This window comes from Actinomadura sp. NPDC048955, assembly GCF_040649435.1.
GTDB classification, from domain to species: Bacteria; Actinomycetota; Actinomycetes; order Streptosporangiales; family Streptosporangiaceae; genus Spirillospora; species Spirillospora luteofluorescens.
The window spans coordinates 109,927-134,744 of record NZ_JBEZJI010000013.1; the positions used below are offsets into that span (position 1 = coordinate 109,927).

Annotated in this window: 16 protein-coding genes; 8 read left to right on the top strand and 8 right to left on the bottom strand. The window is 75.3% G+C overall.

The genetic code is table 11. From position 1 onward, the window contains the following. Positions 1-148 precede the first annotated feature (148 nt). Entirely contained in the window at positions 149-601 is a 453-nt protein-coding gene (locus AB0C84_RS15870; RefSeq protein WP_361066171.1) for a hypothetical protein, read from the top strand. A gap of 110 nt (positions 602-711) precedes the next feature. Here the strand turns inward: AB0C84_RS15870 and AB0C84_RS15875 are convergent, their stop codons facing one another. The 4 genes from AB0C84_RS15875 to AB0C84_RS15890 all read right to left on the bottom strand — a co-directional run bounded on the left by AB0C84_RS15875 (position 712) and on the right by AB0C84_RS15890 (position 4,636). Beyond that, positions 712-1,296 (bottom strand): DUF1877 family protein, encoded by a 585-nt coding sequence (locus AB0C84_RS15875; RefSeq protein ID WP_361066174.1) that lies wholly within the window; start codon positions 1,294-1,296, stop codon positions 712-714. Between the two features lie 37 nt (positions 1,297-1,333). Beyond that, the gene (locus AB0C84_RS15880) at positions 1,334-2,401 is read right to left on the bottom strand and encodes a barstar family protein (protein ID WP_361066176.1); all 1,068 of its coding nucleotides are present in this window, start codon (positions 2,399-2,401) and stop codon (positions 1,334-1,336) included. 55 nt (positions 2,402-2,456) lie between these two features. After that, on the bottom strand, positions 2,457-3,143 hold the full coding sequence (locus tag AB0C84_RS15885; RefSeq protein ID WP_361066179.1) for a DUF899 family protein: 687 nt from the start codon (positions 3,141-3,143) through the stop codon (positions 2,457-2,459). A 113-nt stretch (positions 3,144-3,256) separates the two neighbouring features. Next, on the bottom strand, positions 3,257-4,636 hold the full coding sequence (locus AB0C84_RS15890; RefSeq protein WP_361066182.1) for an alpha/beta hydrolase-fold protein: 1,380 nt from the start codon (positions 4,634-4,636) through the stop codon (positions 3,257-3,259). Between the two features lie 76 nt (positions 4,637-4,712). Between AB0C84_RS15890 and AB0C84_RS15895 the strand changes: the two genes are divergently transcribed. Beyond that, positions 4,713-5,663, top strand: coding sequence for a DUF5937 family protein (locus AB0C84_RS15895; RefSeq protein WP_361066185.1), 951 nt, complete (start codon positions 4,713-4,715; stop codon positions 5,661-5,663). Positions 5,664-5,723: 60 nt separating this feature from the next. Here AB0C84_RS15895 and AB0C84_RS15900 read toward each other — a convergent pair whose 3' ends face one another. Next, positions 5,724-6,776, bottom strand: coding sequence for a right-handed parallel beta-helix repeat-containing protein (locus tag AB0C84_RS15900; RefSeq protein WP_361066188.1), 1,053 nt, complete (start codon positions 6,774-6,776; stop codon positions 5,724-5,726). Positions 6,777-7,149: 373 nt separating this feature from the next. Between AB0C84_RS15900 and glnII the strand changes: the two genes are divergently transcribed. Beyond that, complete coding sequence (gene glnII, locus AB0C84_RS15905; RefSeq protein ID WP_258939397.1) at positions 7,150-8,163, top strand: glutamine synthetase; 1,014 nt, start codon at positions 7,150-7,152, stop codon at positions 8,161-8,163. Positions 8,164-8,342: 179 nt separating this feature from the next. Next, a complete protein-coding gene (locus AB0C84_RS15910) occupies positions 8,343-8,978 on the top strand; it encodes a hypothetical protein (RefSeq protein WP_179847283.1) in 636 nt (211 codons plus the stop codon). Here the strand turns inward: AB0C84_RS15910 and AB0C84_RS15915 are convergent. The 3 genes from AB0C84_RS15915 to AB0C84_RS15925 form a co-directional block, all read right to left on the bottom strand. After that, the gene (locus AB0C84_RS15915; RefSeq protein WP_361066191.1) at positions 8,959-9,786 is read right to left on the bottom strand and encodes a hypothetical protein; all 828 of its coding nucleotides are present in this window, start codon (positions 9,784-9,786) and stop codon (positions 8,959-8,961) included. The genes AB0C84_RS15910 and AB0C84_RS15915 overlap by 20 nt on opposite strands. A gap of 66 nt (positions 9,787-9,852) precedes the next feature. Then, positions 9,853-10,296 carry a universal stress protein gene (locus AB0C84_RS15920; protein ID WP_258939400.1) on the bottom strand — a complete coding sequence of 148 codons (444 nt, stop codon included), beginning with the start codon at positions 10,294-10,296 and terminating at the stop codon, positions 9,853-9,855. 32 nt (positions 10,297-10,328) lie between these two features. Continuing rightward, complete coding sequence (locus AB0C84_RS15925; RefSeq protein ID WP_361066195.1) at positions 10,329-12,059, bottom strand: HD domain-containing protein; 1,731 nt, start codon at positions 12,057-12,059, stop codon at positions 10,329-10,331. Between the two features lie 219 nt (positions 12,060-12,278). On the opposite strand from AB0C84_RS15925, the gene AB0C84_RS15930 reads away from it, so the two are divergent. The 4 genes from AB0C84_RS15930 to AB0C84_RS15945 all read left to right on the top strand — a co-directional run bounded on the left by AB0C84_RS15930 (position 12,279) and on the right by AB0C84_RS15945 (position 24,813). Next, positions 12,279-18,842 (top strand): SDR family NAD(P)-dependent oxidoreductase, encoded by a 6,564-nt coding sequence (locus AB0C84_RS15930; protein ID WP_361066198.1) that lies wholly within the window; start codon positions 12,279-12,281, stop codon positions 18,840-18,842. Continuing rightward, positions 18,839-23,101: a beta-ketoacyl synthase N-terminal-like domain-containing protein gene (locus AB0C84_RS15935; protein WP_361066201.1), complete on the top strand. Its 4,263-nt coding sequence runs from the start codon at positions 18,839-18,841 to the stop codon at positions 23,099-23,101. Before AB0C84_RS15930 ends, AB0C84_RS15935 begins: the two co-directional genes overlap by 4 nt. A 40-nt stretch (positions 23,102-23,141) precedes the next feature. Further along, positions 23,142-24,353 (top strand): nucleotide disphospho-sugar-binding domain-containing protein, encoded by a 1,212-nt coding sequence (locus AB0C84_RS15940; RefSeq protein ID WP_361066204.1) that lies wholly within the window; start codon positions 23,142-23,144, stop codon positions 24,351-24,353. A gap of 70 nt (positions 24,354-24,423) precedes the next feature. Further along, positions 24,424-24,813 carry a RidA family protein gene (locus AB0C84_RS15945; protein WP_361066207.1) on the top strand — a complete coding sequence of 130 codons (390 nt, stop codon included), beginning with the start codon at positions 24,424-24,426 and terminating at the stop codon, positions 24,811-24,813. The last annotated feature ends 5 nt before the right edge of the window (positions 24,814-24,818 follow it).

Below are 24,818 nucleotides of genomic sequence, written 5' to 3' on the forward strand. Positions count from 1 at the left end.
AGTGTCTGGTCCCGTGGCAGAAGCCACGGGACCAAACTCTTTTGGGAGCTCAAGATCTTCATCGGCCGGCCGGGCCCGGTGAGGTCCGTGGGCTTGACGTCGGGGCATGTGCTCCGGGTTGTGCGGGGGGCGGAGCGCAGGACGGTACTTGCAGACGCTCGTGATCACCACGGGTGCCTACGCAAAGGAGACCGATCCCGTGAAGCTTCGCTTTCCCCTTACCGGCATCGTCCTCGGTGTCATCGGCGGCCTCGCCCTCGGCGGCGCCGTGGGTGGCGTTCTCGGGGGCGGTTCGGCCGGTGTCGTCGCAGGCGTCGTCGCCGTCGTGATCGGCGTTCTCTTCGCTGACACGACAGCCGGTGACGAGTCGTGGAACGTCATCAGCGGCGTCGCCAGGGGCATCGCTTACACCGTCGCCTGGGGTATCGGCGGCGCCATGGCCGTCGGAGCAGGCGGCGTCCTGACGGGCGCTTTGGGCGGCTTCGGCGGCTTCCTCGGTGGAGTTGTCGGCGGCGTTGCCGGTGGCTTCTTCGGTGGGGGCGTCGGCGGCTTCCTCGTTCGCGGTGTCGTCCACGGCGCCGTCCGTCTGAAGGGTCGCTAGCTCGCCCGCAGGGCTTGCACGCCCTGCGGAAGTGCAATCGGGGGACGGCTCACGAGGCCGGCCCCGGCTGTCGACTGGTCCCGTGGCTGAAGCCACGGGACCAGGTCTTTTCAGCTGATCTCCTTGATGACGGCGTTGCCGGCGGCGGCGGCGCGGGAGTAGAAGGCGCGGACGGTGTCGAAGGTGTTCGCGAGGACGCCGTGCTCCACCATGTCCCAGGCTTCGCCGCTCAGTAGGCGTCCCCAGCCCTCGAAGGAGTAGGGCTGGGTCTCTTTCAGGAACGCGTGGCGGTCACGGATCAGCGCGTCGCGGTCCAGGTCGCGTAGGAAGGCGTCCACCGCGCGCACCTGGCCGGGGCGCAGGAGGCGTGGGACGCGCAGGAGGGAGCCTTCGCCGGTCGCGTTCATGACCAGGCCGCCCATCACCACGTCGCAGGCGGGCGGATCTCCGGAGGTGTGCTCGTAGTCCTCGTTCGGGAGGCCGGTCAGCAGGACGTGCAGGGCGTCCCAGGCGCGGTGGGTGTCTATCTCTTCGAGCTTGCACAGGGCGCCGGACGGGTCGTAGCCGAGCTCGGTGGGCAGGTCGTCCCAGATGTTCCGTAGCCGCCCGAGGCCCGCGTGCAGGCCGTGCGGATGATCGAGCAGGGCCGCGACCTCGGCGCCGTCGTACCTGGTCAGCCACATCCAGTAACCCATGGGCCTCCAGTCTCACACGGCGGGCCGTGGGCGCGGATCATGCCAGGGTGACGTGCATGCCGCCCTCGGCCAGGACTTCGAGGGTCGCGGTGAACAGGTCCCAGGGCCGGCCCTCGGGGATCAGGCCTTGGGACAGGTGCGCGCGGGCGGTCGAGGCGTCGTTCCAGAGCAGGGTGGCGGGGAACGTGTAGCCGAAATCGCCGTTCAGACAGTCGGCCAGGGCGTCCAGGCAGCCGCCGAAGTAGCCGCCCGGGCCGTTCACGGCCTCGCCGAGTGCCAGGTAGAGGCCCGGTTCGTCGGTGATGTGCCGGCCGTCGAGTACGTAGGCGTGCCCCGGTGGGCGGTCGGGGTAGCGCCAGCCGCGTTCTCGGACGAGGTCGAGCCAGGCGGCACGGCGTCGGGTGTCGAGGCCGGCCCAGGCGCCCTCGGCTTCCGGGGGGCCGGTGAACCAGCGCTCCCAGAGGGGGCGTGCGTATTCGGGAACGGGCGTGAAGCTCGCCGCGACGAGTTCGAGGTCGACCAGGTCCGATCCATGCCAGGTGCTGATCTTGGGCCACAGCACGTGTTCGGCCAGCGGGACGCCGTGGTCGTCTCGTATCTCCAGGACGGCCTCTCCCAGATCCAGCGCACGGCGGGTGCCCTTGTTCAGAGCCGCTCGCAGTCGTTCGCTGGGAACGAGGTTCCGCAGGACGAGTGGGGGCGCCGCCTGCCCGTCCGGAACGATGCGGACGAACTCACAGCAGGAGCCCAGCCATTCGTGACCGTTGTGCACTCGGATCGGGCCCGTATAGGCCTCGGGTGGGCCGTGGTAGTCGTCCAGGCCGGTGAGCACGAGGCCGTCCGGAAACTGCCGTGCGCTCTTGGCGTCCTCCAGAAGCCAGGGGTCGAGAGCGTCGTCGGTCGGTACCAGCCACACCCGGCTGCCGAGCCAGTGCGGAAGCTCGGCGCGTTCTGGGACCCAGTCGAAGAGCTCGTACGTGCCGCGTCGGGGGTTCCCGAAGAGCCCGTCCACCGTGGGGCAGGTTCCCCAGACGTGGCCGTGCTCCGAGTCGGTCAGCGTGTACCGCCCGGGACGGGCGCCGTTCTGGAGCACGGCGAAGATCATGCCCCGCCCCGGGCCTCGCGTCGACGGCTTTTCCCGGGGCGGGCGTGCGGCGGGGTCAGGCGTCCCGGCCGTAGCGGGCGGCTATCTCTTCGGAGCTGGACCAGCGGGAGTAGGCGGGGGACTGGGGCCAGCCTTCGGGGACGTCCTGCCATTCTTCCTGGCGGCCGTAGGGGAGCAGGTCGATCAGGGGGAAGGAGTGGCTGAGCTGCTCGGTGCCCCGGCCGCTGGTGTGCCAGGTGCGGTAGACGGTGTCGCCGTCGCGCAGGAAGACGTTGACGGCGAAGCCGCCGCCGGGAGGGGCGTCCACGTCGGAGCCGAAGGAGCTGTTCGCGGTGGAGTACCAGGTCATCTCGTTGCCGACGCGCTTCCTGTAGGCCAGGGCCTCGTCGATCGGGCCCTGGGTGACGATGACGAAGCGGGCGTCGTAGGCGTCCAGGAACCCCAGCCGGGTGTACTGGGACGTGAAGCCCGTGCAGCCCGGGCACTGCCACTCCTCGCCGGGGAACCACATGTGGTTGTAGACGATCAGCTGGGACCGGCCGTCGAAGATCTCGGCCAGGCTGACCGGGCCCTCCTCGCCTTCCAGGGTGTAGTCGGGCATCTCGACCATCGGCAGCCGGCGGCGCTGCGCGGCGATCGCGTCGAGTTCGCGGGTCGCGGCCTTCTCGCGGGCGCGCAGCTCGCCGAGGTGGCGTTGCCAGGTCTCGGTGTCGACGACGGGTGGTAGTGCCTTGGCGGTCATGGCTCCTCCAGGGTTCGCGGGGTCTCGATGTGTGGACTCCGCTCGGTCGCCGAACTCATCGCGACGAAGGCCATGGTTCGCCCCCGCGGACCATGGCCTTCGTGGTCGATCGGTCATGGACGCAGGTAGTGGCCCGGGCGGTAGTGGATGAAGGACGGGGTCGTGGGGTGCTGGCCGGGCTCGGGGTCTGTGTCGAACACCGTCTGGGCGTCAGAGGCGAGCGTGGCGGCGAAGCGGTTGAGCGCCGCCGGCCGGGTGTCCGGCCAGTGGGCGGTGTCCATCCGGGTGAGGAGTGCTTGCAGCGCCGCGATTTCTTCTGAGGCGGTGAAGGAGCAGTGGTAGCCGCGGTCGACGTAGAGCTGCCTCAGGTTCGCCGGGTTGCGGACGTGGGTGGCGTACCAGCGCTGGTTCTCCGGCGGGACGTTGCCGTCACCTGTCGAGTGCAGGGTGACGACGGGCCAGGGCGTGCGGCCGGACGGGGTGCCGTAGTGGCCGAGGTAGCGCACGGCGGCGGGGTCCGCCTTGATGCGCGGTGCCGCGTTCAAGCGCGCGAGGTCGTCGCGGAGGTTCAGACCGGCCTCGCGGTAGGCGCGCTTCACGAGGGCCTTCTGGCTGGAGCGGGCGAAGAGGGTCCGGTAGTCCACGCCGGTGTTCCAGGACGGGTTCCCGCCGGCGAGCTTCTCGATGTCGGTGCGGTTGGCGCCCCAGAAGGCGCCCCGGTCGTAGGCGGCGTAGTAGACCTGCTGTTCCACCTGGCCGGCGACCGTGTCCGGTGCGGGCGCCCGGGACGTGTAACGGCCGGGGATGTCCGCGAGGGCGGCGGCGAGGGCGAGGCGGGCGCGCCCGCCGGGGTCGGCCAGGGCGGTTCCGAGGGCGCGGCGGGCGGCGGAGGTGTTGGCCTGTGGGTCCTTGATCCGCACCAGCTCCAGGTCGGGCGCCAGAAGGGTCTTGACCGCGTAGTTGGTGTCGAGGGCGCTGTTGAAGTGGCCCGTCGTGCCGCCGAGCACTCCGCAGAGGGAGGCCACGCCGGCGAAGCGGCCGGGGTTGCGTTCGGCCAGGAGCACCGAGGTCAGGCCGCCGGCGGAGGAGCCGGTGGAGACGGTGCGCCTGGGCTTCCCGACGTTCGCGGTGAACCAGTCGAGCAGGTCGATCTGGTCCTTCAGCCCGGACTCGACCACGCCCCAGCCGCGCGGCACGCGGAACTGGGAGGCCGCGAGCGCGTACCCGTGGTCGAGCAGCCACTGCCGGGTGGCGGGGTGGTTCGTCAGCGAGATCTCCGAGGGCGCCGGGTAGTCGAGGCTGTAGGCGCCGTGGCTCCACAGCAGCAGTGTCCCGTTCCAGCGGGCGGGGACCTCGACGCGGTAGGGGACTCCGTCGATGTCGCCCTCGCGAACGGTCGTGCCGTCGTCGGCGCGGACGGGGAGGGCGACCGCGGTCAGGGCGGCGAGCACCATCAGCGGAACGGTGCGGCAGAAGAGGCGGAGTCGATTCATGACCCGCACCTTCCACGACGTTCCGGGCCGGGTGCAATGATTTCAGAAATAGGTTAAATGTCGTATTGTCCGATCCATGCTCCGGCTCTGGCTCGACTATGAGGACCTCACCCGGATTCGCATCACCCCAGGCCTCTCGCCGCTCGCCCAGACCGTTCTCGGCGCCCAGGCCCTGCGCGGCGTCGGGCCGGAGCCGATTCCCGGCGGGTGGCGCTCGCGGACGCGCGCCAGGCTCACCGGCCCGTCCCGCCTGCTGCTCGATCTGGTGCCGTCCGGCCGCTGGGTCCCCGACTTCCTGACGCCGTACACGCTCGTGCCGGGGTTCGAACCGGAGCTCGACGCCGTCGCCTCGACGCCCGTGCGGCGGATCCGCGACGAGCTGGAGCGGTCGTACGGCCCGCGGCCGCCGGTCCCGTGGCTGCCCCGCCTCGCGGGCGGCGACGGGGAGACCATGCGGACGCTGGTCCGCGGGCTCAGCGACTTCCACCGGGTCGCGCTGGCGGACGCGTGGTCCGGCCTCAGCGACCACCTGTGCGCGGAGGCGTCCCGCCACGCCCGGACGATGGCCCGCGACGGGATCGGCGGGCTGCTCGGGAGCCTGCACCCCGCCGTCCGCTGGACGTCCCCGGTCCTGGAGATCGAGACGTTGCGCGACGGGGACGTGCACCTCGGCGGGCGCGGGCTCCTTCTCATGCCCTCGGTGTTCGTGACCGGCCCGCGCGTCATGGTCGCCGGCGACGGCCCGGCGACGGTGGTGGTCCCCTCGTCCCGGCCGCTCAGCGGCGCGGGCGACACGCTGCCGCAGGTGTTCGGCCGGACCCGCGCCGCCGTGATCCGGCTGGTCGGCGCGGACGGGGAGCTCACGACGGGGACGCTGGCGGCCCGGCTCGGGGTCAGCGCGGCGTCCGCCTCCCAGCACGCCACCGCGCTGCGCGGCGCGGGTCTGCTCACCAGCGAGCGCCGGGGCAAGACGGTCCATCACGCGCTGACGCCGCTCGGCGAGCGGTTCCTGCGCGGCGGAGAGTGACAGGACCCCGCTCCCGTTCAGGTCGGCGAACGACGCGGGAGCGGGGTCCTCGCGGCGGTGTCAGCAGAGGCCGCGCGGGTTCGACGTCCGGCACCTGTTGTCGACGAAGCGGTTGGTCCTGCTGCCGCTCCTGTCGACCAGGTCGAACGGCGCGTTGCCCTTGACGAGGTTGCGCTTGACCAGGTTGTGGCGGGCGGGCTGGCCCTTCGGGCTCGGGAACAGCACGATGCCGCCGGAGTAGGGCAGCGTGCCCCGGTTGCCGAGCACGGCGTTCTGCTCGATCCCGTTGTGATCGCCGCCGAAGACGAGGATGCCGGTGCCGCCGAGCGGCGGGACCTCCTCGTGCTGCGGGCAGGACCGGTTGTTCTTCCAGACCTTGTTCATCCAGAGCCTGGCTTCGCCCTGGCCGCCCTTCTGGTCGTCGTTGACGAGCGCGGCGCCGACGCAGTTGCCGACGAGGTGGTTCTTCCAGACGGCGACGCTGCGGGCGTGCCGGATCAGCAGGCCGAGCGCGTTGCCCGAGGCATGGTTGTAGGCGACGACGGTGCCGCGGGCGTCCTCGATGTCGCCGACGTAGAGGCCCGCCTCGACGGAGTTGTCGATGGCCCGGTTCTTGACGAAGCGGCCGCGGGTCGAGTGGAACTCCGTGATGCCGTAGGCGCCGTTCCGGGTGGCGAGGACGCGTTCGACGGTCAGGCGGTCGGTGTACATGCCGTACACGCCGCTCTCCTTGAAGCCCCGGACGGTCAGGTTCAGGATGGAGACGCCCTTGACCAGGTGCTTCGGGCGGCCGACCACGCAGATGCCCATGCCGGCCGCGCCGGCCTTGGCGCAGCGGTCCTTGTGACCCGGGTGGAGCACGGTCCTGTCGCCGTCCCCCTGGATGGTCAGGCGCTTGCGGACGAGGACGCCGCCGTCGTAGGCCCCGGTCTTGAGCCGGATGACGTCGCCGGGCCGTGCGTGGTCGACGGCTTTCTGGATCGAGTGGCCCGGCCACACGATGTGGATCCGCCTGCCCTTCCCGCCCTCGGCCGCGTGCCCGGCCGGCGCGAAGGATGCCAGCCCCGCCAGCGCGACGGCCGTACCGAGCGAGGCCGCGAGAGTCCGCCTCATCCTTTTCCCCCGTTCTCTGCTTCACGATGAGGACGCGCCGAAGCGGCGCGTCCCCGCTCATCTTGAACAGAAGAGAAGGCGCGGCCGGGTGTGGGAGGAGTAAAGAAACTTCCGAGGGTTTCGGATAGTGGGTGAGATGCGCCCAATAAAAGCTGCGACGCCATTGCATTAGACGTTAAATGTCGATTTGCGGCGATTGGAGGTATTTCCGGGCGGCGGCCGGAGCCGAGTCCGGGCGGTGTGAGCAACGTCTCAGCAGGTCATCTCGCGTGTTACACGCCGTTCACAAACGGGCAACAGATGCGAAATGCCCGGTTGGCACGTTCTGTGAGGCCGAACCCGCAAGGCCCGGCAGCGAACGAAGGGACCGACGTTGAGCTACAAGGCCGAGTACATCTGGATCGACGGAACCGAGCCGACCGCACGGCTGCGGTCGAAGACGAGGATCCTCGCCGACGGGGCCGACCTGCCGGACTGGGGGTTCGACGGGTCCAGCACGAACCAGGCGCCCGGCGACCACTCGGACTGCGTGCTGAAGCCGGTCTTCTCCTGCCCGGACCCGATCCGCGGGGGTGACAACAAGCTTGTGCTGTGCGAGGTGTACCTCGTGGACGGCACGCCCCACGAGACCAACACCCGGGCCAAGCTGCGGCCCGTGGCGGAGCAGTTCGAGGCGCAGGACTCCTGGTACGGCATCGAGCAGGAGTACACCTTCTTCAAGGACGGTCGCCCGCTCGGCTTCCCGGAGCGCGGCTACCCGGCCCCGCAGGGCTTCTACTACTGCGGCGTGGGCTCGGACGAGGTGTTCGGCCGCGACATCGTCGAGCAGCACATGGACGCCTGCCTGGCGGCGGGGCTGAAGATCTCCGGCATCAACGCCGAGGTCATGCCCGGCCAGTGGGAGTTCCAGATCGGCCCGGCGGGGACGATCGAGGTCGGCGACCACCTGTGGATCGCCCGGTGGCTGCTCTACCGCATCGCCGAGGAGCACGACGTGTCCGCCACGCTCGACCCGAAGCCGGTCGAGGGCGACTGGAACGGCGCCGGCGCGCACACCAACTTCTCGACCAAGGCCATGCGCGAGGGCTACGACGCGATCATCGCGGCGTGCGAGGCGCTCGCCGAGAAGGCGCAGGAGCACGTCGCCGGGTACGGCGCCGACATCGAGCGGCGGCTGACCGGCATGCACGAGACGGCCCCGTGGAGCGAGTTCAGCTACGGCGTGTCGGACCGCGGCGCCTCGGTGCGGATCCCGTGGCAGGTCGAGGTGGACAAGAAGGGCTACATCGAGGACCGCCGCCCGAACGCCAACGTCGACCCGTACGTGGTGACCCGCCTGATCACGGGCACCTGCTGCGCGGCGCTGGAGAAGGCCGGCCTGGTCTGACGGGACCCGGCGGACGACGGCGGACCCTGACGGATCCCCGGGAGGCGCGGCCTCCCGGGGATCCGCCGTGTTCTGCCATACGGGGGAACGCGGCCAAACATCTGCAAAATGGTGAGGTTGGACGAATTCCTCCCTGCGGCGCCGGGTAACACTCCTACGTTCGCACCGGGGGAGGGAACATGCCCGACTCATCCTTCGGGCGGAACTCCGGTGGCCTGCCGGGCAGGCACGCCGGCCGCCCGGCGCCACGGCCGTGGGAACGCTCGTTCCGCTGCCCTTCCGCGGCGCGGCGGCGGCCGACGGAGGCACCGCCCAGACGGTACGAGGACTTCGTCGCGCTGCACGAGGAGATATCCAGGGAAGGCTCCGGCGCTCCGCTGCGCCCGTTGTGGTGGACGGGGGTGTCCGCCGCGCTCGTCGGCGGCGGCCTGGCGTTCGCGGTGACGATCGGCCTGCGGTCGGCGTTCGGCGTCGAGGTGCCGGTGTTCGCGGGCGGGCACACCGCCGCGGCGCCCGCCGCGACGAGCTACGCCCTGTGCGCCGCGGCGGCGACGATCCAGGCCACCGCGCTGATGCACCTGCTGCTGTCGTCGTCGGCGCGCCCGGTGCGGGCGTTCGCCTGGATCGGCGGCATCGCGGTGGCGCTGCTGGCGATCCTGCCGCTCACGCTGCACGCCCGGCTCGACGCGGCGCTCGCCACGTCCGCGATCAACCTGGCCGGCGGGTCGGCCGTGGTGGCGCTGCTGTGCGCGGTGGTCGCGGCGACGTCCCGGGAGCTCCCGTGGGACGGGCCGTTCAGACGCGGCCGACCGTGATCGTCAGCGGGCCGGGCGCCGCCGAGGAGACGACCCGGACGTGCCGCAGCCGCCGCCACACCTGCACGTCCACCGGCTCGTCCGGCGCCAGCAGCCGCAGCTCGCGGTGCATCCCGGAGAAGCCGAGGCACAGCGAGACGTCCCAGGTCCCGCGCGGCAGCGGATCGTCGATGAACGCCCGCGTCGCGGGCACCGCGGCCCGGTAGCCGAGCCGGTGCGGACGCTCCTCCAGCATCGCGATGACCTGGTAGACGTGCCGCGAGCGCCGCTCGGTCAGGAGCAGCGACCCGGAGATCGGCATGCCGGCCCGCCGCAGGTCGAGATGCCCGCTGACGACGACCTCCTCGCGCTCCTCGTTCCAGCCCAGCGCGTCCGCGGCGACGGATCCGGCGACGTGCGGGCGGCCGCCGACGTCGATCGCGAGGACGCCGCCGGCGCCGAAGTAGGCGATCACCGTGCAGGAGCCGGGCAGGAACCGCCGCCGGGGCGAGGCGTCCAGGCCGGGCGCCCGGCCCGGGCCGAGCGGGACGACGGAGGTCTCCATCGGCGCGCCGACCGACAGGCTCACGTCCCACAGCCCGCCGGGCAGCGGGTGCCCGCCGACGAGGGTCGCGACGTCGACCTCCGCCTCGAACGCGATGCGCCCGTCCCGCCTGTGGTGCGAGGCGGGGACGCGCAGCAGGCCGTCGCCGCCGCGCTCGCGCAGCAGCACTTCGAGCTCGCGGACGGCTCCGTCGGGTTTGAGGGTGCCGGCCAGCCGCAGCGCCGACCCCGCCCAGCCGATCTCCGTCAGAACAGGATCTGGCATCGCCGCCTCCGCCCGCCCGTCGCCGTCCACCCACGCCCTTCCCCGCGAGCGGCGGCCGAACCGGGGTCAGGGCACGACGGTCACGGGCCACCGCCCCGCCTTGACCAGGCGGACGGCGACCGACCCGATGAGCCGGTGCCCCGCCTGCGCCGACGCGCCGACGACGACGGCGTCCGCGCGGGACTCGTCGGCGACGCGGGCGAGCACGGCGTAGGCGTCGCCCAGTTCGGTGACGAGGTCGTAGCGGACCTGCTCGCGCCCGGCGGCGGCCTCCAGCTCGCGGCGGATCTGCGCGGAGATCTCCTCGGCGGTCTCGCGCAGCGCGGCGGCACCGCCCGGGGTGAGGGTGCCCATCGACGCGACCGGCGAGACGTGCACGACGACGAGCCGGGCGCCGGCGCGGCGCGCGAGGCCCCAGGCGTAGGCGCCGGCGCGCAGCGACGTCTCGGAGCCGTCCACCCCCGCCACGATCACCTTCGGTCCGTCGACGCCGTACTCGAACGGTCTCATGTGATCACCACGGGCCCAGCGTAATCGGCGGGTCAGGGCCGGGCGAACCGGGCCAGAAGGTCGTCGAGGCCGAGGACGCCCGTGCCGAGCGCCGCGTACATCGCGTCGACGTCGCCGTAGCCGAGGTCGCGGGCGACGGCCAGCGAGTCGCCGCGCGCCTCGGCGGCCAGCAGGTCGACGCCGCGCGCCGCCAGCGCCCGGACGAGGCGGCGCCGGCCGGCCTCGGCGTCCTCCTCGGCGCGGCGCAGCGCGAGCCGCTGCTGGATGTGGACGCGGGCGGGCACCGACACGGCGAAGCCGAGCCAGTCCTCGGTCGGGGAGCCGGCCGGGTCGGTGAGGATCCGCACGACGTTGCCGCTGCGGATCTGCACCGACATGGGCGCGAGCCGCCCGTTGACGACGGCGCCGATGCAGCGGTCGCCGGTGCCGGGGCCGAGCGCGTAGGCGAAGTCGAGCGCGGTCGCGCCCACGGGCAGCGGGACGAGGTCGCCGCGGGTGGTGAACGCGGCGACGTTGCCGGCGGCGAGGTCGGCGCGCAGCCGGTCCAGGAACTCGGCGGACGGGGAGCCGGACTGCCAGGCCAGCAGCCGGCTCAGCCACACCAGGTCGCGGCGCTCGGCGACGGTGGGGCCGGTGTCGCGGCCCGCGTCCCTGATGTGCGCGACGATGCCGTACTCGGCGACCGGGTGCATCGCCTCGCTGCGGATGATCACCTCGAACGGGTCGCCGTCCGGGCTGATCACCCGGGTGTGCAGGGACCGGTACAGGTTGTCCTTGGGCGTCGCGATGAAGTCGCGGACCTGCCCGGCCACCGGGTGCAGCGCGGCGTGCACGGCCCCGAGCGCGATGTAGCAGTCGCTCTCCGCGCCGTCCACCACCAGCAGGAGCCGCGCCGCCTCGCAGGGCCGCAGCCCGGCCAGGCCGCCGCCGAACGACTGGTGCACCGCGTACAGGTGGGACGGCCGGACCTCCACCCGCGCCCTGACCCGGTGCTCGGCGAGCGAGGGGCGCAGCAGCGCCGTCGCGGGCCCGAACGTGCGGTCCGCCAGGCTCAGCGCCGCCCGGACGGCGCGCCGCGTCTCCTCGTGCGCGCAGGGGTCGCGGGCGGCGAAGGCGAGATCGTCCATCTCCCGCTTGAGGACGTGGATGCCGAGCCGCTCCGCGAACGGGACCAGCAGCTCGTGGGACGCCTGCGCGTAGGGGGCGCGCTTGTGCTCGGGCTGGTGGCGCAGGGTCCGCAGGTTGTGCAGCCGGTCCGCCAGCTTGATCACCAGCACCCGCAGGTCGGCCGCCGCGGCCAGCACGATCTTGCGGAACGTCTCGGCCTCGGCGCGATCGCCCCAGCGGCTGCCGTCCAGCTTGGTGACGCCGTCGACCAGCACCGCGATCTCGTCGCCGAAGTCGGCGCGGACCTCCCCGAGCGTGTACGGGGTGTCCTCGACGGTGTCGTGCAGGAGCGCGGCGACCAGGGTCGTGGTGTCCAGCCCCATGCCGGCGAGGATCAGCGCGACGGCCAGCGGATGGGTGATGTACGGGGCGCCGGACTTGCGGAGCTGCCCGCGGTGCATCCGCTCGGCGACCGCGTACCCGCGCAGCAGTTCGGCCTCGGCGGCCCCCGCGAGGGGGCCGCCCGGGTGGGCGGCGCGATGGGCGGCGAGCAGGGGGGCGAGGGCGGCCCGCACGGGGTCCGGGCCGCCGCCCGCCTCCTCCCGCCGCCGCGCCGGGAGGCGGAACCGTCCCGTCGCCGGATTGAGCGTCGCCATCGCGCCCCCGCCTGGCCCGTCCGCGGCACACCGCCACGGACTGTGATCGCCATTATGCGCGATGTGGCCGCGCGGGGGCGAGACCCTGGCCGGGGCCACCTCCGGCCCCCTCCGCGCGTCAAGGGACGTTCCAATCTCCTTAGCCGTGCCGCCATCAACGCGTCCCCGGGTGTGTCGCCTCCGTGATCGAGGCGTCGCCGACCGTAGTGTTGCGCACCGTTGTTGCGAGCCGCGCCGGTCACGCGCCGGGCCGCGCGGGACGTCGGGGGGCTGGGCATGGCGGGCAGGGACGGGCGGGACGGAGGCCGGGGCGAGCGGCCCCCGATCGAGATCATCGGGGTCTCCCCGTTCGGCCGGCCGGCGCCCCATCTCGCCGTCGCCGTCGCGCGCGCGGGCGGCACCGGCGTGCTCGACCTCGGCGCCGACCGGGCGGCCGGGCTGGCCGCCCTCGCCGACGCCGGCCGCTGGTGGGAGGGCCCGTTCGGCGTCCGCGTGCCCGCCGGGTGCCGGATCGAGCCGGACGAGGTCCCCGAGACCGCCACGACGGTCATGGTCGACGCGCCCGTGCTGGTGGACGAGGGGGCGCAGGGGACGGACGTCGCCGGGTTCGCCCGCGGGCGCCGCCTCCTGGTGGAGGTCGTGGGCCCGGACGAGGCCGCCGCCGCGATCGCCGCGGCCCGGGAGATCACCGGCGACGTGGGGCTCGTCGCGCGGGGCCGCGAGGCGGGCGGGCGCGTCGGCGAGCTGACCACCTTCGTGCTGCTCCAGCACCTCCTGGCGGACATGGATCGCCTGGGCGGCACGGCCGTCCCCGTGTACGCGGCGGGCGGGATCGGGCCGCACTCCGCCGCGGCGGCGGTCGCCGGGGGCGCGGCCGGTGTCGTCCTGGACGTCCAGCTCGCGCTGGTCCGCGAGGCGGAGCAGCCCGCCGGCGTCGCGGCCAGGCTGGCGGCGATGGACGGCACCGAGACGGAGGTCGTCGACGGGTACCACCGGGAATCCGGCGTCCCGGAGAACGGGCGGCGCCCGCTGCCCGTGGGGCAGGACGCGCCGCTCGCCGCCGCGCTCGCCGAGCGGTACAGGACGGCCGGGGGAGTGGTGCGGGCCGTCCGGGAGCAGATCGAGCTGCACCTGCGGGCCGCCGTGCGGTCCGAGCCGCTCGCGCCGCGTTCCGGGCCGGCCGTCGTGCAGGGCCCCATGACGCAGGTCAGCGACACCTCCGCGTTCGCCGGCGCGGTCGCGCAGGACGGCGGCCTGCCGTTCCTCGCGCTCGCCCTGATGGACCCCGGCCGGGTGCGTGAGCTGCTGCGCGAGACCGCCGACCGGCTCGGCGGGCGTCCCTGGGGCGTCGGCGTCCTCGGGATCGCGCCGCCGGAGCTGCGGGAGGCCCAGCTCGCCGCGATCCGCGAGGCCGCCCCGCCCTACGCGATCATCGCGGGCGGCGGCCCGGCGCAGGCCGCGGCGCTGGAGGCCGCCGGGACCAGCACCTACCTGCACGCCCGGTCCCCGGAGCTGCTGGACCGGTTCCTCGCCGAGGGCGCCCGCAGGTTCGTGTTCGAGGGAGGGGAGTGCGGCGGCCATGTCGGGCCGCGCGCGAGCTTCCCACTGTGGGACGCGCAGGCCGAGCGGCTCGCGGCGTTCGGCGGCGACCCGCGCGAGCTGTCGCTGATGTTCGCGGGCGGCGTGCACGACGCCCGTTCCGCGGCGATGGTCGCCGCGCTCGCCGGGCCGCTGGCCGAGCGCGGCGCCGACGTCCGCGTGCTGATGGGCACCGCGTACCTGTTCACCGCCGAGGCCGTCGCGGCCGGCGCGATCCTGCCGGGCTTCCAGGACGTCGCGCTCGCCTGCCGCGGGACGGCCCTGCTGGAGACCTCGCCCGGCCTCTCCACCCGCTGCGCGCCCACCCCCTACGTCCGGACGTTCGAGGAGACCCGCCGCGAGCTGGAGCAGGTCGGCACGCCGCGACGGGAGGTGTGGCGGCGCCTGGAGAAGCTGAACCTCAGCCGCCTGCGCGTCGCGAGCAAGGGCCTGCGCCGCGACACGCCGGTGGACGCCGGCGTCCAGCGCGCCGACGGCCTCTACATGATCGGGCAGGTCGCCGCGCTGCGGACGGCCACGACCCGGATCGCCGACCTGCACGCGCAGGTCACCTCCGGCGCGACCGCCTTCCTGGCCGCCCGCGCGGCCGAGCTGGGCGCGGCCGGGCCCGCGGCGGCCGCGGGCGGGGCCCGCCCGGCCGACATCGCGGTCATCGGCATGGGCTGCGTCTTCCCGGGGGCGCGCGACACCGGGCGGTACTGGGCGAACATCGTCGGCGGCGCCGACGCGGTCACCGAGGTCGCCCGCTGGGACCCGGAGATCCACTACTCGCCGTCCGGGGAGGGCGCGACGCCCTCGAAGTGGGGCGGCTTCGTCCCCGACGTCCCGTTCGACGCGCGGGCCCACGGGATCGCGCCCGGCGCGCTCGGCGGCGTCGACCCGATCCAGCTGCTCTCGCTGGAGGTCGCGTCCCGGGCGCTGGCCGACGCGGGGTACGCCGACCGCCCGTTCGACCGGTCCCGGACGTCGGTGGTCTTCGGCGCGGCGGGGGGCGGCGACCTCGGCACCGCGTACGCGATGCGCGCGACGCTCCCGTCCTACTACGGCGCGGTGCCCCCGGGCCTGGACGAGCGGCTGCCGCGCCCGACCGGGGACTCCCTGCCCGGCGTCCTCACCGGCGTCATCGCCGGCCGGATCGCGAACCGGCTCGACCTCGGCGGCGCGCACCACACGGTGGACGCCGGGGGCGCCGCGTCGCTGGCCGCGCTCGACGCCGCCTGCAAGGAGCTCGCCGCCGGGACCAGCGACATGGTGCTGTGCGGCGGCGCCGACCTGCGCACCGGTATCCAGGACCACCTGCTGCTCGCCTCGGCGGGCGCGCTGTCCCCGTCCGGGCGCTGCGCCGCGTTCGACTCGTCCGCCGACGGCGTCGCGCTCGGCGAGGGCGTCGGGTGCGTGGTCCTCAAGCGCCTCGCGGACGCCGAACGCGACGGCGACCGGATCTACGCGGTGGTCAAGTCGGTGGCCGGGGCCGGCGGCGGCCGCGCCGCCGACCTCGCCTCGCCGCAGCTCGAAGGGCAGCGCCGCGCTCTGGAGCGCGCCTACGAGCGCGCGGGCGTGCCGCCCGCGTCCGTGGGGCTCGTCGAGGCGCACGGCTCCGGCGCCGAGGCGGACGACGGGACGGAGCTGGCGGCGCTCGCCTCGGTGTTCGCCGGGGCCGCGCCGGGAAGCGTCGCGCTCGGGTCGGTGAAGTCGCAGATCGGGCACACCGGATGCGCCGCGGGCCTCGCCGGACTCATCAAGACCGCGTACGCGCTCCACACGGGCGTCCTGCCGGGGACGCTGCACCTCGCCCGGCCGAATCCGGAATGGGCGCCGGACGGCCCGTTCGCGTTCGGCGGCGCCGCCCGGCCGTGGGCCGCCGCACCGGGCGAACGGTATGCGGGGCTGAGCGGCTTCGGCGTCGGCGGCGCGCACTTCCACGCCGTCCTCGCCGGCTACGACGGCGCCCCCGAGCCGGTGTCCGGGCTCGACGAGTGGCCGGCCGAGCTGTTCCTGATCCGCGGAGCCGACCGCTCCGCCGCCCGCGCCGGGATCGACCGGCTCTCGGCGCTGCTGCCCGGCGGGCCCCGGCTGCGCGACCTCGCCAGGACCGCCGCCTCGTTCGAAGGCCCGGTGCAGGTGGCCCTGGTCGCCTCAAGCCTTGAGGACCTCGGGGCCAAACTCGCGCTCGCGGCCACGTTCCGCCCGGCGCCGGGCGTCTTCCCCGCCTGCGGCGAGCCGGGGCAGGTCGCGTTCCTCTTCCCAGGGCAGGGCAGCCAGCGGCCCGGAATGCTCGCGGACCTCTTCGTCGCGTTCCCCCGCCTGCAGCGCCTGCTGCGGCACGCCGGGGGACGGTACGCGGCCGCGATGTTCCCGCCCGCGGCGTTCACCCGGTCCGAGTCCCGCCGCCACCGGGCGGAGATCGCCGACGCGCGGACCGCGGAGCCCGCGCTCGGCATCGCCGGGCTGGCCGTCCACCGGCTGCTGACCGCGGTCGGCGTGCACCCCGACCTCGCCGCCGGGCACGGCTGCGGCGAGCTCGTCGCGCTCTGCGCGGCCGGGGTGTTCGACGACGCCGACATGATCGGCCTGAGCGCCGCGCGCGCCGGGGCGGTCCTGGCGGCGGCCGGCCCCGGCGCGGGCGCGGCGGTGGCCGCGGCGCCGGACCGGGTGCGCGCGGCGCTGGCGGAGATCGGCGACGTCGCCGTGACCCACCACAACGCGCCCCGCCACGTCATGATCGCCGGAACCTCGGCGGGGCTGGACCGCGCGCTGGGCGTCCTGTCGGACGCGGGCCTGCGGGCCGAGCGGACACCGGTCGCGTGCGCGGCCCACGGCCCGCTCGCGTCCGCCGCGTCGGCGGACCTACGCGCGGAGCTGCTCGGCCGCGACCTACGCTCGCCCGCGTTCCCGGTCTGGTCGAACGCGACGGCGGCGCCCTACGACACCGACCCGTCCGAGCTGGCCGCCACCCTCGCGGGGCAGCTCGCCGCGCCCGTCCTCTTCGCCGAGCAGATCGAGGCGATGTACGCGGCGGGCGCCCGCACCTTCGTCGAGGCGGGCCCCGGACGGGTCCTCACCGGCCTCGTCGACGCGATCCTCGGGGACCGGCCGCACACCGCCGTGAGCTGCGACGCGCCCGGCGGCAACGCCCTGGCGGGGCTGCTGGGCGCGCTGGCCGAGCTGGCCGCCGCGGGCGTCCCGGTCGACCCGCTGCCCCTGTTCGCCGGGCGCGACGCCCGCCCGCTCTCCGGCGAGCCCGCCCCGGCGCCCGGGTGGATCGTCAACGGCCATCTCGTCCGCACCGCCGACGGCGGGTACCCGGCGAGCGGGCTCCGGCCCGCCGAGCGCATCGAGGGGCCCGGGCCGGGCGGCTCGGAGGCCGCCGTCCTGGAGTACCTGCGCGCCGGCCGCGAGGTCATCGCCGCGCAGCGCGAGGTGGTCCTGCGGCACCTGGCGTCCCCGGCGGGACGGGACGCGGCGGCGCGGTCCGTCCCCGCGCCCCGTCCCGTCCTGCCGGGGGAGACGCTGCCGGACGGGAAGCCGGCGCAGGACGCGCCGGAGGAGCGGCCGGCCGCCGGCGGCGCGCGGGACGTGCACGCCGCCGCCGGCGCCGTGATCCGCGCCCGCACCGGCGAGGACCGCAAGGACGCGCCCGCCGAGCCGCCGCGCCCCGCCGTCCCGGAGCCCGCCGTCCCCGAGCCCGCCGCGCCCGAACCCGGGCCCCGCCCGTCGCGGCCCGCGCATGTGGGGACCGCGGACCTGTCCGGCAGCCGTCCCGCGCCGCGGCTGGCGCGGCAGGTCCCGCGGATCGTGGAGCTGGCCGCGCTGCCCGCGCCGCCGGAGTCCGGGACGGGGTTCGCGGGCAGGCGGTTCCTGATCGTGGACGACGCGTGCGGTGTCGCGCTCGAACTGGCCGACCTGCTGGAGCGGCACGGCGCGCAGGTGCGCGTCCCGCCGGACGTCGACGGGCCCTGCGACGGGCTCGTCCATCTGGCGGCGCTGCGGCCGGGGGCCGCGCGCGTCCTGCCGCAGGCGTTCGGCGGCGTCCGGCGGGCGCTGGCCGGCGGGCTGCGCTGGCTGGTCTTCGCGAGCGGCGCCGGCGGGACGTTCGGGCACCGGTTCGACGGCGGCGCCGTCGGGGACCCCGGGCCGGGAGCGGGCCTGGGCGGGCTGGCCCGGACCATCGCGCGCGAGTACCCGGAGGTGCTCGTCCGCGCGCTGGACGTCGACACCAAGGACACCCCGCGCGCGATCGCGCAGCGGATCCTGGCCGAGCTGCTGACCGCCGAGGCGCCGGTCGTCGTCGGGCACGAGGGCGGCCGCCGCAACGCCCTGGACCTGATCCCGGCCGGACCGCCCGGCGGGCAGGCGGCCGACAAGCCGCGCCTCGAAGCGGACGGCGTCGTCCTGCTGACCGGGGGCGCGCGGGGCGCCACCGCGCGGGTCGCTCTGGAGTTCGCCCGGACGAGCGGATGCCACATCGAGCTGGTGGGCCGCACCCCCGAGCCCGTGGGGGAGCCGGAGTTCCCGGACGCCGAGGACGAGGCCGGGCTGCGGCGGGCGCTCGTGGCGCACGGCGAGGAGCAGCCCGCCGAGATCGAGGCGACGGTCCGCCGGCTCCTCGCCGAGCGCGAGATCCGCCGGACCCTCGCGGCCCTGGGCGAGCACGCCGCCTCCGTGCGGTACCACGCGGCGGACGTGCGGAGGCCGGGCGCCGTGCGGGCCGTGGTGGACGACGTCTACCGGCGGCACCAGCGGCTGGACGGGGTCGTCCACGGCGCCGGCCTCGCCGGGGACCGCCTCGTCCGCGACACCTCGCCCGAGTCGTTCGCGCGGGTGTACCAGACGAAGGTGGACGGCGCCGCCGCGCTCGTCCAGGCGGTCCGTCCCGGCCTGGGGTTCTTCGTGGTCCTCGGCGGCATCGCCGGCGTGCGCGGCGACCCCGGGCAGGCCGGCTGCGCGGCGGCCGGCGACGCGTGCGGCGCGCTCGCGCACGTGTGGCGGAGGCGGCTGCGCGGGCGGGTCCTCGTCGCCGACTGGGGCCCCTGGGCGGGCGGCGCGGTGCCGCCCGAGCAGGCGCGCGAGCACGCGCGGTGCGGCGTCGGGCCGATCGACCCGGACGCGGGGGCGGCCGCGCTGCTCAGGGAGATCGCGCACGGGGACGAGACGCGGGTCGTGCTGACCGGGACCGTCCGGTGAGCGAGGCGGCGGAGCCGATCGCGATCGTCGGTGCCGGGGCGGTGTTCCCCGGCGCGGGCTCGGCGGCCGAACTGTGGCGCAACGTCCTCGACGGGGTCGACGCGATCGGCGACGTCCCGCCCGGCCGCTGGGACCCGGAGCTCTATTACGACCCCGGCGCGTACGGGCGGGAGCCGGAGGGCGACCGGTTCTACTGCCGGCGCGGAGGGTTCGTCGACGAGCTGGCCACCGTCGACCCGGCCAGGTTCGGCATCGTCCCGGCGGCGGTGCGGGGCATGGAGCCCGACCACCTGCTGGCGCTGCGCGCGGCCGGGGACGCGATCGCGGACGCGGGCGGCGCCGACCGGCTGCCCGACCGGGCCCGGATCGGCGTCGTGTTCGGGCGCGGCGGTTACATCACCCCGGGCGTGGCGCGGTTCGACCAGCGGGTCAGGACGTCCCACCAGGTCGCCGGGATCCTCGGCGAGCTGGTGCCCGAGCTGGGGCCGCGGCGGCTGGCGGAGATCCGCCGGGCGTTCTGCGACCGGCTGGGCCCCGACGAGCCGGACGCCTCGGCCGGGCTGCTGCCGAGCTTCGCCGCGGCCCGCGTCGCCGACCGGTTCGACCTGCGCGGCCCGGCCTACACGCTGGACGCGGCGTGCGCGTCGTCGCTGCTCGCCGTCGAGCACGCCGTGCGGGCGCTGCGCGGCGGGCAGGCCGACGCGATGCTGGCGGGCGGCGTCCACCACGCGCACCACGCCACCGTGTGGGGCGTCTTCAGCCGGCTCCGCGCGCTGAGCCCGAGCGAGACGATCCGGCCGTTCGACCGGGCCGCCGACGGGACGCTCCTGTCGGAGGGGACGGGCGTCGTCCTGCTCAAGCGGCTGTCGGACGCCCGGCGGGCCGGGGACCGCGTCCACGCGGTGATCCTGGGCGCCGGGTCGTCCAGCGACGGCCGCGCCGCGAGCCTCCTGAGCCCGCTGGTGGACGGGCAGGTCCTCGCGGTCGAGCGGGCGTGGCGGGACGCGGGCCTGGACCCGGCCGCGCCCGGCGCGGTGGGGCTGATCGAGGCGCACGGCTCGGGCGCTCCGGCGGGCGACGAGGCGGAGCTGGCGACGCTGCGCCGGGTCTTCGGCACGGCCGGCCCGCAGATCGGCCTCGGCACGGTCAAGTCGATGATCGGGCACGCGATGCCGGCCGCGGGGATCGCCGGGCTGCTCAAGGCCGCGTTCGCGCTGCGCGACGGCGTCCTGCCGCCGACGCTGCACGTCGACGACCCGCATCCGGCGCTGGAGGGCGGCCGGCTGCGGCTCGTCCGGGAGGCCGCGGAGTGGGCCCGGGACGGCGGCGGCCCCCGCAGGGCGGCGGTCAACGCGTTCGGGTTCGGCGGCGCCAACGCGCACGTGGTCCTGGAGGAGCCGCCCGCCGCCCGCAGGCCCCGGCGGCGCAGGCTCGACGCGCCGCACTCCGACGAGGGCGTCCTGCGGCTGGCGGCCCGCACGACCGAGGAACTGTCCAAGGCCCTGGCCGCCCCCGACGAGGAGCTTCTCGCCGGGATCCGCGACGACGTCCCCGACCTGCCGTGCCGTCTCGCCATCGTCGGCCCCACAGCGCGCAGGCTCGACCTGGCGCGGGCCCTCGTCCAGCGCGGAACCGCCTGGCGGGGCCGCAGCGACGTGTGGTTCTCGCCCCGCCCCCTCCTCGCGGACGGCGGGCGGCTGGCGTTCCTGTACCCCGGTTTCGAGGCCGCCTTCGACCCGCGGGTGGACGACGTCGCCGCGCACTTCGGCATGCCGGCGCCCGCGCTGACCGGCCGCACGGACCTGGTCGGGCACGCCGCCGACGTGCTCCGCGCCGGCCGGCTGCTGACCGCGGCCCTCGGCAGGCTCGGCGTCGAACCCGACGTCGCGGCGGGCCACAGCCTTGGCGAGTGGACGGCGATGACCGCCGCCGGGGTCTGCGACGCGGACGCGGTCGAGGCGCTCCTCGGCGCCCTCGACGGCGAGGCACTGGACGTCCCCGACGTCGCGTACGCGGCGCTCGGCTGCGGCGCGGCCCGGGCGCAGGAGGCCGTGGGCGGTCGGTCCGGCGTCGTCGTCAGCCACGACAACTGCCCGCACCAGTCGGTGGTGTGCGGCCCGGCCGGGGAGGTCCGCGAGGTCCTGGGCCGGCTCGCCTCCGAAGGGGTGCTCGGCCGGGAGCTGCCGTTCCGGTCGGGGTTCCACACCCCGCTCGCCGAGGCGTACGAGAAGCAGGTGCGGCGCGCGTTCGAGGCGCTGGAGATCCGCGAGCCCCGCCTCCCGCTGTGGTCGGCGACGACGGTCGCGCCGTTCCCGCGCCGCCCCGCCGAGGTCCGCGAGCTGGTCGCGCGCCACCTGCTGGAGCCCGTCCGGTTCAGCGAGCTGGTCGAGGAGCTGCACGGCGCGGCGCACGTGCGGGCGTTCGTGCAGGTCGGGCCGGGCGGCCTCACCGAGTTCGTCGCCGACCGCCTCGGCGGCCGCGAGCACCTCGCGATCGCCGTCAGCGTGCCGAAGCGCGACGGGATGGCGCAGCTCCGCCGCGTCGTCGCCGCGCTGTGGACCGAGGGCTACGGCGCGTCCTCGCCGCCCGCGCCCTCCGCGACGGGCATGCGCCTGGACCTCGGGACGCCGCTGGTCAGGCTGGACGGCGCGGTGGAGCCCATCCGGCTCGGCCGGGGAACGCCGCCGTTGCCGGCGGACGATCCCGTGCTGGCCGAACTGGAGGCCCTGCTCGACGACGCGACGAGCGGTGCGCAGTCGGTCCTGGAGGCGCTCGGCGGCGGACCTCCGCTGCCGCCCGTCCCGGGCGAGGACGTCTCGCCGGTGGCGGCCGAGCTGAACGTCTCCCGCGTCTTCTCGGTCGAGTCGATGCCGTGGCTGCGCGACCACTGCCTCGTCCCGCAGCCCCCCGACTGGCCGGACATGTCGGACAGATTCCCGATCGTTCCGCTGGCGGGGCTGCTGGAGGTCATGGCCGAGACCGCCCGCGAGCTGCTGCCGGACCTGGTCGTCGTCGGGTTCGAGAACGTCCGCGCGGTCCGCTGGCTCGTCGCGGCCCCGGCGACCGCCGCCGACATCCGTGCCTACCTCATCGAGTCGGCCGGGCGGCCCCGCAAGGTGAAGGTCGTCGTCAACGGCCACGCCGACGGGACGGTCCTGCTCGCCGAGCGCTTCGCGGCACCGCCCCAGCCGGACCGCACGCCGCTGAGCATCGAAGGGCCGCCCATCGTCACCGCCGAACGCCTCTACGAGGAACGCTGGATGCACCACGGCCCGCTCTTCCGCGGCGTCACCGAGATCACGGCGCTCGCGGAGGACGGGGTGCGGGCCGTCCTGACCTCGCTGCCCACACCGGGTGCGCTCATGGACGGCGCAGGGCAGCTCTGCGCCCACTGGCTCCAGGTGTACGGCGACACCAACCAGACCGTCTCCCCCGTGGGGATCGAGCGTGTCGCCCTCTACGGGCCCACGCCGTCCCCGGGGGAAGACCTGGACACGACCATCTGGAACCAGTCCCTCACCGACACCACCATGCGCTGCTCAGCGGAGATGGTCACGGAGAACGGATCGGTGTGGGGACGCGTCGACGGATGGACCACCCACCGCTTCTACACCGACGAGGCGCTCTGGCGGATGAAGTTCACCCCCGAGGTGTCCGGAACAGGTGAGCCGCAGCCCGGCGGCTGGTGCCTGGCCCGCAAGCGGTGGGACGGCACCGCGTCCCGCGACCTGCTGATGCGCCAGTACCTCTGCGCCGCCGAGCGCGCCGAGTACGAGGCCCTCCCGCCGTTCGCACAGGGGCCCTGGCTGCTCGGACGGATCGCGGCGAAGGACGCCGTCCGCGACCACCTGTGGCGCGACGGCCACGGGCCGCTGTTCCCCGCCGAGCTCGCCGTCCAGGACGGCCCGGCCGTGACAGGGCCGTTCGAGGAGCCGCTCGCCCTCGCGATCGCCTCGGACGCCGACCTGGGCGTGGCCCTGGTCAGGTCCGGCCGCGAACCGGCGGGCATCGGCCTCGCAGCCATCGGGGAGGGCGCGCGGATCCGCGCGGCCAAGCAGGCGGTTCTCCAGGCGGTCCTGCGGGAAAGGGAGCCCGGGCCGGACCGCCTCGAACTGGTCGTGACCGTCGCCGACGCCGAACGGCTCCTGATCGCGGCGAACGGCACGGTCACCACGGTGGAGACCCGCGAACTCGAAGGACACGTCGTGGCCTGGACGGCCGCGTCCGGCACGGCGGACATGGAGGAGGCACGCGCATGAGCGACGTCGACCAGGCCCGGAGGCCGGGCGGAGGCGGGCGGTGAGCGCCCGCCGTGTCCGCGTCCCGTCTCTGCTGGGCGACCCCGGGGTGGCGCGGGCGTGCAGCCCGTCGCGCCGCTTCCTGTTCGCGGTCCCGCCCCTCGACGGGCACGTCACCGCGGTCACCGCGGTCGCCGCCGAGCTCGCCCGCCGCGGCCACAAGGTCGCCTGGACGGGGCACCGCGCGTCCCTCGAACCCCGGCTGCGCCCCCGCTCGCGGATCTTCAGCGCCCTCGGCGACGAGGACGCGGCGCGCCTGCGCGACGCCCGCCTCCGGGCCCACGGCCCCGCCGACCCCCGCTTCTGGGAGGAGTTCCTCGTCCCCCTGGGCCACGCGATGATGCCCGGCGTCGAGACGGCGCTCGACCGGTTCCGCCCGGACGTGGTGGTCGGCGACCAGCTCGCCCTCGCCGCGCCCGTCGCCGCCCGCCGCCGCGAGATCCCGTGGGCCACGGCCGCGGCGACGCCGGCCGAGTTCACCCGCCCGCTCGCCGACCGGCCGGAGGACGAGCGGCGGGTGCGCGAGCGGATCGGCGCGTTCCAGCTCGACCACGGCATCGACGACCTGCTCGACCTGCGCTTCTCCGACCACCTCGTCCTGGTGTTCTCCACCGGGGCGCTGCTCGGCGACGTCTCCATCTTCCCCGACCACTTCGCCTTCGTCGGGCCCGTCCTCGGCCGTCCCGCGCCGAGCGCGTTCCCGTGGGACCGGCTGGACGGGCGCCCCGCCCTGCTCGTCTCGCTCGACACCGCCGACGACCCGTCACGGGAGCGGTTCTTCCGGGTCGCGGCCGAGACCGTCCGCGAGATGGACGTCCAGGCGGTCTTCGCGGCGCCGCCCGCTCTGGTGGGGGACGTGCCCCCGAACGTCCTCGTCCGCGGGCAGGTCCCCCGGCTCAAGCTCCTCGAACGGATGTCGGCGGTCGTCTGCGACGGCGGCTACGGCGCCGTGTGCGAGTCGCTGGCCCACGGCGTCCCGCTGGTGGCCGCGCCGATCCGGGACGACCAGCCGATCATCGCGGGAATGGTGGAGGAGGCGGGCGCGGGGACCGCGGTCCCGTTCGACGGGGTCCGGCCGGACGAGCTGCGTGCCGCCCTCACGACCGTCCTGGCCGACGGCGCGCACCGCGCCGCCGCCGGGCGCGTCCGGGACTCCTTCGCCGCGGCGGGAGGCGCCGCCGAGGCCGCCGACCACCTGGAGAAACTGGCCTGACCCGCGCGGCGGCGCGCGCCGCCTCACCCCGCCGCCGGCCCGGTGTCCGGAACGCTCCATACTTTCGACCATGACGGAACGACGCGCGATCCTCAGCGGCTCGACGTTCGAGGAGCGGATCGGCTACGCCCGCGCCGTGGTGGACGGCGACCGGGTGCACGTCTCGGGCACCACCGGGTTCGACTACGCCACCATGACGATCTCCGAGGACGTGGTGGAGCAGGCCGAGCAGTGCCTCCGCAACATCGGGGCCGCGCTCGCGGAGGCGGACTGCACGTTCGCCGACGTGGTGCGGGTCCGGTACCTGCTGCCCGACCGCGCCGACTTCGAGCCCTGCTGGCCGGTGCTGCGGCGCCGCTTCGGCGACGTGCGGCCGGCCGCGACGATGCTCGTGTGCGGGCTCGCCGACCCCCGCATGAAGATCGAGATCGAGGTCGACGCGCGGAGGGCGAGCGTTTAGGGCGC